Origin of the sequence: Kitasatospora sp. NPDC058478 (assembly GCF_042720345.1) — a bacterium.
In the GTDB taxonomy this organism is placed as follows: Bacteria; Actinomycetota; Actinomycetes; order Streptomycetales; family Streptomycetaceae; genus Kitasatospora.
The window spans coordinates 88,835-101,813 of record NZ_JBHXML010000005.1 but is presented as its reverse complement, the minus strand read 5'-3'; the positions used below and the strand labels follow the sequence as shown (position 1 = coordinate 101,813).

Below are 12,979 nucleotides of genomic sequence, written 5' to 3'. Positions count from 1 at the left end.
CTCTTGGGCTTAACCGGCTCGGCTTCACACCCCGCCGTTGCCAGCGACGCATGCGAGCCTGGGGACGGACCCTGGACACTGGTCCGAGACGGCCTACCTGTTCACTCCTTCCTCTTGCAGGTCGTCTGCTTGGGCGAAGCGACTTCGTGTCGCACTGGTGGTACTCCGTTCGTTCGTGGCCTCTCGACCTCAAGAGGCACGGTACGCCTTTATGGCATGACGTGCCAATAAGTCTTCTGAGTGCCACTTCGGCGCACCACGCCACAGTGGCACCGGCCCGCGTACGCTGACCCTGTGACCGGACGCCCCACCCTGAACCAGCGCCGCCGCGACGCCACCCGGCTGGACATCGCCCGCACCGCCGCCGCGCTCTTCGCCGAGCGCGGGGCCGAGGCGACCACCGCCGAGGAGATCGCCCTCGCGGCGGGCATCTCGCTGCGCACCTTCTACCGGTACTTCTCCGTCAAGGAGGACGCCGTCGCGCCACTGCTGGCGGCCGGTGGGCGCCGCTGGGTCGACCAGCTCGCCGAGGCCCCGGCCGATCTGCCGCTGCGCGAGGCGTTGGAGCGCTCGGCGGTCGCCTCGCTGACCCCGCCCGACGGCGAGGCGGTCGAGGCGATGGAGTGGACTCGAAGCCTGCTGCGTGACCCGCGCCTCGACGGCACGTGGCAGCGCGTCCACGCCGACTCCGAGGAGCGGCTGCGGACGGTCCTCGCGGCCCGCTGTCCGGGTGGCACCGACCCGCTGGAGATCCGACTGGCCGCCGCTGCGGCGACGGCCGCGATCCGGGTCGCGCTGGAGGAGTGGGCCGCCTCGGACGCCCCCACGGCCGGCCCGGGCTCCCCGCGGGAGCTCGGTGCGCGTTGCATGCGCGAACTCACGGCGGGGCTGCGGCTCTACGGGCGGGAGGGCTGAGCCCGTCAGGCCGCGAACAGATAACAGCTGACAGATTTCGTTATCTGTTATCTGTTATCTGTTATCTGTCGGCTGTCATCTGTCACCCGTTCCTCCTCCCAGGCCCCGTTAGGGTGGGTGATCGCGCGCCCCGGCGGGGGAACCGGGGTGACCACCTCGGATGTCCTGGACGGAGGGGGCGGGGAGTTCGAGGCGTGGGAGCAAGTAGGACATGGGTCTGACGAGCCACAAGGTGTTGGCGCTGGCCGTATTGATCGCCGTCGTGATGACGGCCGGCACGGTCTGGCTGTGGCCAAGACTCGCCAAGCAGACCTGGCAGGCGGTGCTCGGCCGGATCGGCGCACTGCTCGCCACCCAGCTCGCGGTGCTGGCCGCGCTCGGCCTGGTGGCGAACAACTACTTCGCCTTCTACAGCAGTTGGGGCGACCTGCTGGGCACCGGTGACACCGGCCCGGTGGTGATCCACAACAAGGCGGACGCGTCCGGCCGGCTGCTCGTGGAGACGATCGGCCACGCCTCCGTCAAGGGCGGCGGCGCGATGGGTCGCGAGCCCAGCCAGTCCGGCGAGATCCGCAAGGTGCGGATCGACGGCGCGGCCAGCCGGCTGTCCACCGAGGGGTACGTCTTCCTGCCGCCGCAGTACTTCCAACCGGAGTACGCACAGCGGCAGTTCCCGGCGGTGATCGTCAGCACCGGCTTCCCCGGGATCGCCGAGAACCTGATCACCCGGTTCAACTACCCGGGCGCAGCACTCAAGTTGCTCCAGGACGGCAAGATGCAGCCGACCGTCATGGTGCTGATGCGCCCCTCGCCGGCCCTGCCGCAGGACACCGAGTGCGAGGACATCCCGGGCGGCGCGCAGTCCGACACGTACTTCACCAAGGACGTCCCCTCAGCGATCCAGGCGAGCTTCCGGGTCTCCTCCGACCCGCAGGCCTGGGCCTTCATGGGCAACTCGACCGGCGGCTACTGCGCCCTCAAGCTGGCCATGCGCCACCCGGACGTCTTTCCGACCGCCGTCGCGCTCTCCGCCTACTACGACGCCGCCGACGACCCGACCACGGGCGACCTGTTCGGCGGCAGCAAGCAGCGTCGTGACGAGGCCAACCTGATGTGGCGGTTGAAGAACCTGCCGCAGCCCAAGGTGTCCGTGCTGCTGGCCGGCACCAAGAAGGGCGACGGCGACTACCGGCACGACACCGAGGCCTTCGTCGATGCCGCGCAGTCCCCGATGAAGGTCTCCTACAGCATGCTGGAGAACGGCGGCCACAACTTCGAGACCTGGAGCGCGCTGCTGCCGTCCTCGCTGGAGTGGCTGTCCCAGCACCTCAAGGTCCCGAACCAGACCGCCTGAGCAGACCGCCTGAGCAGGCCGTCTGAGCGGACCGTCTGAGCAGGCAGTCTGCTCAGACGGCTTGAGCGAGCCGGCGGACAGCGAGGGGCGCGGGAGCGGCGAGGCTCAGGCCACCCGCTCCAGCGTCCCGGTGTGCAGCTCGCCGACGCGGCCGCCCTCGCCCTCGTACGTCCAGAAGGCGCGCACCGTCAGCCGGCCGAGGTCCATCACGTGGCTGACGGTGATCCCGCTCTCCTCGGTCCAGCTGATGAAGTAGATCTCCGGTGCCACCTCGGCGACGTGCAGCCGCACGTCCTCCCACTGGCCCGCCGACTCGCCGAGGCCCTCCCAGCGCAGCCGCCTGCCGTCGGCCGAGTAGGTGTTGCGGAAGGCCGCTCCGTTGTCGGCCCGGAAGAGGTAGGTGCGGCCGGCGAAGGCGGGCAGGGGCGCGGTCATGGTGGGGCGGTACCTCGTTCCTGTGAGGCCGTGCACGGCGGTCTTGTGCACTGCGGAAGATGTCGGAGCTCCAATTTATCCGACCCGGTGAGCCGGGTGGGCGCACCCGTGGGCGGTGCGCCACGGCACCGGCCGCCACCGCGCAGGCCTGCGGGGTGTGCGACCGGCACCTGGGAGCCCGCCGACGGCCGGTCCTACCGTCCACCCCTATGAGACGCACCCCCACTCCCGTGCGGCACACCCCCACCGCCATCAGACGCACCCCTGCCGGGCTGTCCGCCCTCCTGCTCACCCTCGCCGCGCTGCTCCTCGGCACCCCCACCCCCGCCGAGGCCGCCGCCCAGGCCGCCCCCGCCCGGACCGCCGCCCAGGCGGTCACCGCCCCGCTCACCCTCGAAGCCGCCTTCCCCGCCCCCGGCAACGGCTGGGCCAAGGTCGAGCGCTACCTCGACACCACCCCCGGCTTCCGCGCCGAGCAGTACCCGGCCGACGGGCGTGGCGACCAGGACGGCGCCCGCCGGACGTACTTCGGCGGCACCGGCCAGCCCTCCTCCAGCCGCTTCCTGCTGTACTCGGCGACCGGCTGGGACACCGGTAGCCGCCCGACTCCCGTGCTGCTGGTCCACGGCGCCAACGACAACGCCGACCGCGCCTGGGCGAACCCGGGGGAGAGCGGCACCTGCGGTGCCTCCGCCTGCCCGTCCACCGGCCTCGCCCAGTACCTCGCCGGCACCGGCCACCGGGTGTTCGCCATCGGTTTCGCCCACAAGCAGGGCGACAACCTGCTCCAGGCGCAGGCCGTCGGCGACGCCGTCGCGCTGATCCGGGCCCGCCTCGGCGTCCCCCAGGTGGACGTGGTGGCGTGGAGCAAGGGCGAGGTCGCCGCCCGGGCGTACGTGTCCTCGGTGCGCCCGTCCTGGGGGCGGGCCTACGCGGGCGACGTGCGCCGCCTGATCACCCTCGGCGGTCCGAACGGCGGGCTCGACTACGTGTACGCGCACGGCTGGTCGTTCGACCTCGCGAGCTGGCCGGCCTGCGGCGGCACCGCCAACGCGCCGTCCCCGCACCTGTACATGACCTGCTACGGCACGTACACCGCGCAACCCTGCCTCGGCGTGCTGCCCACCGGCGGCTACGACTGCTACCCGGGCCAGCGCCAGCTGCTCGCCCGCTGGGACGGCCGGTACGGGGTGGACGGCACCGCCCAGGACTGGTGGACCACCTACTACGGCGGCCAGGGCTTCTACACCTCCGGCCAGGGCATCCAGGCGGCGATCGACGCCGGTTCGCTGATCGCGCCGCTGCAACAGGCGGGTGTCCCGGCGTCGGTGCGCACCTACCTGCTCGCGGGCGGGTCCGCCGACATCCCGGGCGTGCTCAACGAGAACCGGGGGCCCAGCGACGGCATCGTGTTCACCGCGAGCGCACTGGACACCACCGGCATCGCGACGATCGGCGGCACCCGGCTGCTCACCGGCCTCAACCACCTGGAACTCGCCTGGGCACCGGAGGCCGAGAGCCAGGTCGACAACTGGCTCGCTTGACCCGTGGGCCCGTGGACAACGGGGAGGTCGACTCCTTCGAGTACCACCCCGACAATCCGAACCTGCTGGAGCCGACCAACCACGTCAGCCCCGGCAACCCCAGGTACTACACCGACGCGAGCGCCAAGGTGTTCTCGGACGGCAAGGGTGTCGGCGCCAACTGGTCGGCGTACCTGATCCGCAACCTGTCGGTCGGTGCGGGGAAGTACCACCCGGCGCCGCAGGGCATCGCCCCGATCACCTTCGCCGCCGACTGCGTCCGCGTGTACCGGTAGGGCCTTCGGGTCTTTCGGGTCAGGAACCGGGAGCCGTCTCGACCACCGTGATGTCGAACGGCTGCCGGTTGTTCCCCTCGTCCGGGTCGTCCACGTCGCGCACCGCGACCGAGCCGCCGGTGAGCCTGCCGATCGGCAGGTCAGGGGACAACCTCACCGGCACCAGTGCGGTCGCGCTGCGCAGCGGGGGCAGTCCGGCTGGGAAGACACAGCGCACCTGTCGGCCGTTGAGCCGCACCTCGCAGTCCTCCGGGTAGTACGGGCCCTCGGGGGTGACCCCGGGTGGCAGCGTCACCAGCACGGTGAACGGTGCGGCGGTGGTGTCCGGGCCGCGGTTGGCGATGAAGGCGTGGATGGTGGTGGTGCCGCCGGGCGGGGCGGCGTCCGGGTCGAGCCGGACCACCTCCAGATCGGAGCGGGACGCCGCGGGGGCTGCCGTGTCCACCGCCGGCCGGGGCTCGGGCCGCCGCAGCGCCCAGGACGGGCCGGCGGCCAGCGTCGCCACCGAACAGCCGGCCGCCACGGCCGCGACCAGCGAGGCCGCGCGGAATCCGCAGAGCCTGCCGCCCTGCCCGGACCCGCCCTGCCCGCGCCCGCCCTGGTTGGACCCGCCCCGCGCTGCCGAACGCCTGTACGTCATCGTCGTCCACCCTGTCCCTGTGCTCCGGCCGCCCGCGCCGTTGCGGGCCGCGTCCGCACCAGGGTGGCGGAGCCTGCGTCGGGGCCCGGTGCAACCCGCTCGGCGTCCGCTCGAACGGGGGAACGCGCGCACGGGAAGTCGGCGGGACCGACTTCCCGTGCGTGAAACGGGTGCTGACGATGAGTCAGGGAGCGAGGACCTGCCCCAGCCGGGTCGCGATGTGGTGCATCACCGGCACCAGCGAGGACGCGCCGGTCTGCTCCTCCAGGGCCCGGATGCGGGCCTCCGGGCCGGACACCGACAGGGCGGTGGGCGTCGGTGCGCCCGGTACGGCGAGCGCGATGCAGCGGACGCCGATCTCCTGCTCCTGGTCGTCGACCACGTAGCCGCGCTCGCGCGCCTCGGCGAGCTGGTGCAGCAGTTCCTGCGGATCGGTGACGGTGTACTCGGTGTGTGCGGGCAGCGGGTTGGGGCCCAGGATGGCGCGCGCCTCGTCCTCGGGGAGCTGGGCGAGCAGCGCTTTGCCGACGCCCGTGCAGTGCGGCTGCACCCGTCGGCCGACCTCGGTGAACATCCGCATCGAGCGCCGCGACTGCACCTGCCCGACGTACACCACCTCGCCGCCCTCCAGCACCGCCAGGTTGGCGGTCTCGCCGGTGGCCTCCATGAGTTCGGCCAAGTAGGGGCGGGCCCAGCTGCCGAGCAGTCGGCCGGCCGTCTCGCCGAGGCGGATCAGCCGCGGGCCGAGGGTGTAGCGACGCGCGGTGTCCTGGCGTACATAGCCCTGCTGGACGAGGGTACGAACCAGGCGGTGGATGGTCGGCATCGGCAGGCCGGAGCTGGCGGAGAGCTCGCTGAGGGTGGCCACGCCGCCGGAGTCGGCCAGCGCCTCCAGGAGTTGGAAGGCGCGCTCGACGGACTGCACACCGCCGGTCGCGCGGTCCGTGCTGGTCGTCGGTGCTGTGTCGGGGGTCGAAACCACCGGCGTTCCCTTCGCTGTCGGGGAGGAGTAGAGTCCCGGCGATCACATCAACAAACCGTTGAAATTCTGTATCGCGGAAACTAGTCTCCACCTTACAGAATCGAACTCGCCGACAGGCGGGTTCCGATCAAGGAAGTTCCCACCGGAGCTCCCTCCGCCAGGCTCAACCGCTTAGGAGTGTCCTGCCCATGGCTACAGAACAGGGACCCGTCGGCGCCTCCCCCGCTGCTCCGGTCGTCACTGTCGCCGGTCCGCGCGTTCACCGGGCGGAGGAGGTGCTCACTCCGGAGGCGGTCGCCTTCGTCGTCGGCCTCCATCGCGCTTTCGAAGGGCGCCGACAGGAGCTCCTGGCCGGGCGGAAGGCCCGCCGGGCGGAGATCGCCAGGGCCGGCACGCTGGACTTCCTCCCCGACACCGCCGACGTCCGGGCCGGCGACTGGAAGGTCGCCGAGGCGCCCCGCGCCCTCCAGGACCGCCGGGTCGAGATCACCGGCCCCACCGACCGCAAGATGGTCATCAACGCCCTCAACTCCGGTGCGCGGATCTGGCTCGCCGACTTCGAGGACGCCACCTCCCCGACCTGGGAGAACGTGGTCAGCGGCCAGATCAACCTGATCGACGCCTTCGAGGGCCGGATCGACTTCACCACCCCCGCCGGAAAGGCGTACGCCCTCAAGCCCGCCGCCGAACTCGCCACCGTCGTGGTCCGCCCGCGCGGCTGGCACCTGGACGAGAACCACCTGCTCGTCGACGGCACCCCGGTCGCCGGAGCCTTCCTCGACTTCGGCCTGTACTTCTTCCACAACGCCGCCCGGCTGCTCGCCAAGGGCGCCGAGGACCCCAACTCCGGCCCGTACTTCTACCTGCCGAAGACCGAGAGCCACCTCGAAGCCCGGCTCTGGAACGACGTGTTCACCCACGCCCAGGCCGCGCTCGGCATCCCGCACGGCACCGTCCGCGCCACCGTGCTGATCGAGACCATCACCGCCGCGTTCGAGATGGACGAGATCCTCTACGAGCTGCGCGACCACGCGGCCGGCCTCAACGCCGGGCGCTGGGACTACCTGTTCTCGATCGTCAAGAACTTCCGCGACGCCGGCGAGCAGTACGTCCTGCCGGACCGCAACAGCGTCACCATGGCCTCGCCGTTCATGGCCGCCTACACCCGCCTGCTGGTGCAGACCTGCCACAAGCGCGGCGCCCACGCGATCGGCGGCATGGCCGCGTTCATCCCCAGCCGCAGGGACCCGGAGGTCAACGCCGCCGCCCTGGAGAAGGTCAAGGCGGACAAGGACCGCGAGGCCGGCAACGGCTTCGACGGCTCCTGGGTCGCCCACCCGGACCTGGTGCCGGTCGCCCGTGCCTCCTTCGACGCGGTGCTCGGCGAGCGCCCCCACCAGAAGGACGACCCCGGGCCCTCCGAGCCGGTCACCGCGACCCAGCTGCTCGACATCGCCGGCGCCGACGGCACCTGCACCCGCGCGGGGCTGCACAACGCCGTCCAGGTCGGCATCCGCTACATCGAGGCCTGGCTGCGCGGCCTCGGCGCGGTCGGCATCTTCAACATGATGGAGGACGCCGCCACCGCCGAGATCTCCCGCTCGCAGATCTGGCAGTGGATCCACAACGGCGTCGTCCTGTCCGACACCGGCGAGAAGGCCACCGCGGACCTCGTCCGCGCCCTGGTCGCCGCGGAGTTGGCCGAACTCCTGGCCGAGCTGGGTGCGGACGCCTACGCCGGCGGCCGCTGGCGCGAGGCCGCCCAGCTCTTCGAACAGGTCGCCCTGGCCGAGGAGTTCGCGGACTTCCTGACCCTCCCCGCGCTTCCCCTGCTGGGCTGAGCCCCAATCTATCCGCCGGCGCCGCCGCTGCTGCCTGCCAGGCTGTAGCAGTCCCGCCGGCCCATTGCTCCGTTCCGTACGGCGACGATTCCACCTGTCCTCTCGTCGCCGTGCGGAACGGCCTTTTCCCGGTACCCGGTAAGGAGTTCAACCGTGCCCCGCATCTTCTTCAACGGCCAGGCCATGGTCGGCGGACCGTTCCACGCCAAGGTCGCCGACTCGCTGATCGGCCCGGCCCGGACGGCCCCCGGCTACCGCTTCTTCTCGATCGACGACGTCTGCCCGGGCCTGCTCGCCGATCCGGCGGTCGACACGGCCATCGAGGGCGAGCTCTACGAGATCACCCTGGAGCACCTGCGTGACGTCATCCTCCCCGGCGAGCCGCGGGAGTTGGAGCTCGGCGTCATCGAGCTCGACGACGGCTCCGCCTGCCTGTCGATGCTGCTCGCCCGCGGTGAGGTGGAGCGGGGGGTGCACCGCGAGATCACCCACCACGGCGGCTGGCGCGCCTACCTCGGCTCGCTCGGGCGCACCGCCTGAGACCGGGCGCGTAGCAGCGGACGCACCACAGCGGACGGATCACAGCAAGCGAATCACGGCGAACAGATTTCAGCGAACAGATAACAGATGACAACTTTCGTCATCTGTTATCTGTTCGCTGTTGTCCGTCACTTGTCACCCACCCCCGGGAACGCCGCAGCCCGGACCCTCGCCGTGGGTCCGGGGCTGCGGTCCGCGCGCCGGCCGGGAAGGCCGGGTTGCGGAGTCCGGGTCACGCACCGTCCCTGGGCGGCCCGGAGTTCAGGGGTGGAGGAGCAGCGGCGGGGCGTCAGAGCGGCCGGGCGGCGAGCTCCTTGGCGGCACGGGCGCAGGCGCGGGCGATCCGGTCCTCGTTGACGGTGGTCAGCTGGCCCTTCTCGACGACGGCGTTGCCGTTGACGAACAGCACGGCCAGCGGCGGCAGGGCGCCGAAGGTGAGGGCGGCGACCGGGTCGGCGATGGAGGAGTGCAGGATGCCGTCGATCTTCCACAGCGCCAGGTCGGCGAGTTTGCCGACCTCGATCGAGCCGATCTCGTCCTGGCGGCCGAGCACCCGGGCGCCGCCCATGGTGCCCAGCCGCAGCGCCTGGCGGCCGGTGAGGGCGGCCGGGGAGCCGTGCAGACGGTTGATCAGCAGGGCGTTGCGCAGCTCGGTGCCGAGTTCGCCGGACTCGTTGGAGGCGGTGCCGTCGACACCGAGGCCGACCGGGACGCCGGCCCTGAGCATGTCGGGGACGCGGGCGATCCCGGCGGCCAGCCGGGCGTTGGAGGAGGGGCAGTGGGCCACGCCGGTGCCGGTCTCGGCGAACTTGGCGATGTCGGAGTCGTTCATGTGGACGCAGTGCGCCATCCAGACGTCCTCGCCGAGCCAGCCGACGGACTCGAAGTAGTCGGTCGGGCCCATGCCGAACAGTTCCTTGCAGAACTGCTCCTCCTCGGCGGTCTCCGAGCCGTGGGTGTGCAGCCGGACGCCCTTGCGGCGGGCGAGTTCGGCGGACTGGCGGAGCAGGTCGGTGGAGACCGAGAACGGCGAGCAGGGCGCGATGGCGATGTGCAGCATCGAGCCGAAGGAGGAGTCGTGGTAGGTGTCCACGGCGGCCTCGGAGGCGGTGAGGATGTCGTCGAGCTCCTCGACCGCGTGGTCCGGCGGGAGGCCGCCGTCCTTCTTGCTGCGGTCCATGGAGCCGCGCAGCGCGGTGAACCGCAGGCCGAGCTCCTGGACGGCCTCGATGGAGGCGCCGAGGACGTCGCCGCCGTCCTTGGGGAAGACGTAGTGGTGGTCGGAGGCGGTGGTGCAGCCGGACTTGAGGAGGGCGGCGGCGGAGCCCTGGCTGGCGGCGTGGACGAGTTTCTCGTCGATCCGGGCCCAGGTCGGGTAGAGGGCGACGAGCCAGTCGAAGAGGATGTCGTCCTGGGCGAGGCCGCGGGTGATCCACTGGTAGAAGTGGTGGTGGGTGTTGACCAGGCCGGGGGTGATCAGGTGGCCCCCGCCGTTGATCCGGCGCACCACGTTGTCCAGCCACTGCGGGGCGGGTCCGTCGCCGACCGACTCGATCGTGTTGCCGAGGATGACCACGTGGCCGCGGGCGTACTCGGTGTCGTGGGCGTCGACGGTGGCGATCGCGACGTTCTCGATGACGATCCGCTGGTCGGCGGGTGGGGGCTGGACTGCCATGGTGTCACTCCTATGGGGGAGGGCCGGGAGGGGCGTGCGCCACGCGGCGTGCGCCCCTCCCGGGCCGGTCAGGACGGTGTCGCCGTCGGCACCGTCGCGCCGGAGGCCTGGCCGGTTCTGGTCCGGCGGGCGGCTCCGACGTGGTGGAAGAGCAGGTTGAGCAGGACGGCCATCACGCAGCCGGCCGAGATCCCGGAGTGCATCAGGGTCCGGACGGCCTCCGGGAAGGAGTCGTAGAAGGTCGGCACCGCGATGGGGACGATGCCGACGCCGAGCGACACGGACACCAGGATGGTGTTCGAGCTGGACTCCATCCCGGCCTCCGCGAGGGTGCGGATGCCACTCGCCGCGACGGTGCCGAAGAGCACGATCCCGGCGCCGCCCAGGACGGGCTGCGGTACCAGGGAGACGAGCGACCCGAGCACGGGGAAGAGCCCGAGCAGGATCAGGATGCCGCCGCCGGCCGCGACCACGAAGCGGCTGCGGATCCTGGTCAGCGCCACCAGCCCGATGTTCTGGGCGAAGGCGCTGGCGGCGAAGCCGTTGAAGACGGGGCTGAGCGCGGTGGCCAGTCCGTCGGCCCGCAGGCCGGCGGCGAGCGTGGGTTCGTCGGCCTCGCGCTCGACGATCTTGCCCAGGGCGAGCATGTCGGCGGTGGACTCGGTCATGGCGACCACCATGACGATGCACATCGAGACGATCGCGGCGGCGTCGAAGACGGGCGCGCCGAAGTGGAAAGGGGAGGGGAGCGCGAAGACCTTCGCGTCCTTGACCGCGCCGAAGTCGGCCAGGCCCAGCGGGAAGGCGATCAGGGTGCCGAGCGCCAGGCCGATGAGCAACGAGAGCTGCTGCCAGAAGCCGCGCAGCAGCCGGTTGCAGAGCACCACCGCGACGAGGGTGATCGCGGCGAGCCCGACGGCCCGCATGGAGCCGTATCCGGGGGCGCCCGGCGAGCCGCCGCGCGCCCAGTTGACCGCCACCGGAAGCAGGGACACCCCGATGAGGGTGATCACGGTGCCCTGGACGACCGGGGGGAAGAACCGGATGAGCTTGCAGAAGTACGGTGCCGCGAGGAAGCACAGGATCCCCGCGACGATCACCGCTCCGAAGATCACCGGGAGGGCGTCCTTCGGGCCCCCCGTTCTTTCGATGGAGCCCTTGGCTATGGCGATCATGGGCGCGACTCCCGCGAAGGAGACGCCGTTGACGAACGGCAGTCGCGCGCCGATCTTCCAGATGCCGAGGGTCTGGAGCAGGGTGGCCAGTCCGGCGGTGAACAGGCTGGCCGATATGAGCAGGGCGAGTTCGGCGGGGGAGAGCCCGACGCCGGCGCCGACGATGAGCGGGGGTGCGACGACTCCCGCGTACATCGCGGCGACGTGCTGGAGTCCGGTGGAGAAGAGCTTCACCGGGGGCAGCAACTCGTCCACGGGGTGGGTTCCGGGCCCGGACGGCTCACCGGGGAGGTGTGCCGACGTGCCGTCCGGGCCAGGGGTTCTTTCCGGGGTGGAACCGCCGTCTTTACTGCTGGTGTCGCTGGGTGCCATGTCGAGCCCCTCTTGTGCCCGTGACTCCCGGCGCGCCCGCGGCGCTGGAGCTGCCCCGAGGGCGGGACGGCGGTGCAGGAGTCCCTCGGGGCGCTTCTCCAGTGCCCCGGGCCGGCCGCCGCGAGGCAGACACGAACTCCGGTGGGTGGGGGTGGAGAAACTGGTGGAACGGGTGGCGCTGGTGGGGCAGATCGTGCTGGTGGGGCTGGTGGTGCGGGTACTGCGGCCCGCCCGGACGCGGCCGGCGTTCGGGGGCCGGCGGGTGCGGCGATTCCGGGCGGTGTCCATGGGGGTGGGGCGGTCAGGCGACGGGGATGACCGGGGCGACGCCCTCGCGGTGCACGGTGCCCTCGATGAGGCCGTACATCCGGTCGGCGGCGTAGTAGACCTCGTTGTCGTTCTTGAGGCCGAAGGGCTCCAGGTCGACGAGGAAGTGGTGCTTGTTGGGCAGCTCCAGGCGGACTTCGTCGACCTCGGCGCGGTTGTTGAGGACCCGGGTGCCCATCGAGTGCAGGGTCTGCTGCAGCGAGTAGGAGTAGGTCTCGGCGAAGGCCTCCAGCAGGTGCCGCCGCACGTGGGTGTAGGAGCGGTTCCAGTTGGGCTGGGCCTGGTCGTCCCGGCCGTCGTAGCCGTACTTCCAGCGAGCAGTGACCTGGGTGGCGAGGATGCGGTCGTACGCCTCTTGCAGGGTGGTGTACTTGTCCTTGATGTAGCCCCAGAACTCCGAGTTGGTGGAGTTCATGACGATGAGGTCCTTGAGGCCGGAGACGACCTGGACGGTCTCGCCGTCGTAGACGATCTCGGTGGTGCGGGTCTCCTGGCCGTTGCGGACGAAGGAGTGGCCCACCTCCTCCGAGCCGATGAAGCGGGCCGAGTTGTCCGGCGTCTTGATCCGGTCCCAGGCGTACTCCTCGATCCGGATCCGGGCGCTGTGCACGACGCCGCGCTCGGTGTCGTCGACGAAGTGGCGGGCCAGGATGATGCCGAAGGCCTCGGCCGACTCGATCCCGTGCTCCTTGGCGAAGGCGTACACGGTGTTCTTGGTGGTGTCGGTGGGGAGGCAGTTGGCGTTCGACCCGGTGAGGTGGACGTCCTCGAACTCGCCCCGGAGGGAGACCGAGACGTTCAGGTCCTTGATCTCGTGCCGGGTGGAGTCGCGGTAGACCCGCACGATGCGGTTCTCCGCCTTGCCGTACTGGTTCTGACCGAGCACGTGGGCCATGACGTGGCT

At 71.2% G+C, this 12,979-nt stretch carries 12 protein-coding genes; 6 read left to right on the top strand and 6 right to left on the bottom strand.

The window, feature by feature from the left end:
- The first annotated feature begins 294 nt into the window (after positions 1-294).
- Both ACFWPT_RS04300 and ACFWPT_RS04295 read left to right on the top strand, forming a co-directional pair.
- Complete coding sequence (locus tag ACFWPT_RS04300) at positions 295-915, top strand: TetR family transcriptional regulator (RefSeq protein ID WP_380479459.1); 621 nt, start codon at positions 295-297, stop codon at positions 913-915.
- Positions 916-1,126: 211 nt separating this feature from the next.
- Positions 1,127-2,269 (top strand): esterase family protein, encoded by a 1,143-nt coding sequence (locus tag ACFWPT_RS04295; RefSeq protein ID WP_063349997.1) that lies wholly within the window; start codon positions 1,127-1,129, stop codon positions 2,267-2,269.
- 105 nt (positions 2,270-2,374) lie between these two features.
- Here ACFWPT_RS04295 and ACFWPT_RS04290 read toward each other — a convergent pair whose 3' ends face one another.
- On the bottom strand, positions 2,375-2,704 hold the full coding sequence (locus tag ACFWPT_RS04290) for a MoaF N-terminal domain-containing protein (protein ID WP_063349998.1): 330 nt from the start codon (positions 2,702-2,704) through the stop codon (positions 2,375-2,377).
- A gap of 209 nt (positions 2,705-2,913) precedes the next feature.
- Here ACFWPT_RS04290 and ACFWPT_RS04285 point away from each other — a divergent pair, with 209 nt between their 5' ends.
- Both ACFWPT_RS04285 and ACFWPT_RS04280 read left to right on the top strand, forming a co-directional pair.
- Positions 2,914-4,248, top strand: a complete 1,335-nt coding sequence (locus ACFWPT_RS04285) for an esterase/lipase family protein (RefSeq protein ID WP_380479457.1) — start codon at positions 2,914-2,916, stop codon at positions 4,246-4,248.
- Entirely contained in the window at positions 4,245-4,523 is a 279-nt protein-coding gene (locus ACFWPT_RS04280) for a hypothetical protein (RefSeq protein ID WP_380378558.1), read from the top strand. Before ACFWPT_RS04285 ends, ACFWPT_RS04280 begins: the two co-directional genes overlap by 4 nt.
- Before the next feature lie 19 nt (positions 4,524-4,542).
- Here the strand turns inward: ACFWPT_RS04280 and ACFWPT_RS04275 are convergent, their stop codons facing one another.
- Together ACFWPT_RS04275 and ACFWPT_RS04270 are read right to left on the bottom strand one after the other, a co-directional pair.
- Positions 4,543-5,163, bottom strand: a complete 621-nt coding sequence (locus ACFWPT_RS04275; protein ID WP_159398545.1) for a hypothetical protein — start codon at positions 5,161-5,163, stop codon at positions 4,543-4,545.
- A 184-nt stretch (positions 5,164-5,347) separates the two neighbouring features.
- Positions 5,348-6,145: an IclR family transcriptional regulator gene (locus tag ACFWPT_RS04270; protein ID WP_079136010.1), complete on the bottom strand. Its 798-nt coding sequence runs from the start codon at positions 6,143-6,145 to the stop codon at positions 5,348-5,350.
- Between the two features lie 188 nt (positions 6,146-6,333).
- On the opposite strand from ACFWPT_RS04270, the gene aceB reads away from it, so the two are divergent.
- Together aceB and ACFWPT_RS04260 are read left to right on the top strand one after the other, a co-directional pair.
- Entirely contained in the window at positions 6,334-7,986 is a 1,653-nt protein-coding gene (gene aceB, locus ACFWPT_RS04265) for a malate synthase A (protein ID WP_380479454.1), read from the top strand.
- A gap of 153 nt (positions 7,987-8,139) precedes the next feature.
- A complete protein-coding gene (locus tag ACFWPT_RS04260) occupies positions 8,140-8,526 on the top strand; it encodes a gamma-glutamylcyclotransferase (protein WP_079136011.1) in 387 nt (128 codons plus the stop codon).
- Between the two features lie 289 nt (positions 8,527-8,815).
- Here the strand turns inward: ACFWPT_RS04260 and ACFWPT_RS04255 are convergent, their stop codons facing one another.
- The 3 genes from ACFWPT_RS04255 to pucL form a co-directional block, all read right to left on the bottom strand.
- Entirely contained in the window at positions 8,816-10,201 is a 1,386-nt protein-coding gene (locus ACFWPT_RS04255) for an 8-oxoguanine deaminase (protein WP_380479451.1), read from the bottom strand.
- Between the two features lie 68 nt (positions 10,202-10,269).
- On the bottom strand, positions 10,270-11,748 hold the full coding sequence (locus ACFWPT_RS04250; RefSeq protein ID WP_380479449.1) for a nucleobase:cation symporter-2 family protein: 1,479 nt from the start codon (positions 11,746-11,748) through the stop codon (positions 10,270-10,272).
- Between the two features lie 301 nt (positions 11,749-12,049).
- A complete protein-coding gene (gene pucL, locus ACFWPT_RS04245; RefSeq protein ID WP_380479447.1) occupies positions 12,050-12,970 on the bottom strand; it encodes a factor-independent urate hydroxylase in 921 nt (306 codons plus the stop codon).
- Between the last annotated feature and the right edge of the window lie 9 nt (positions 12,971-12,979).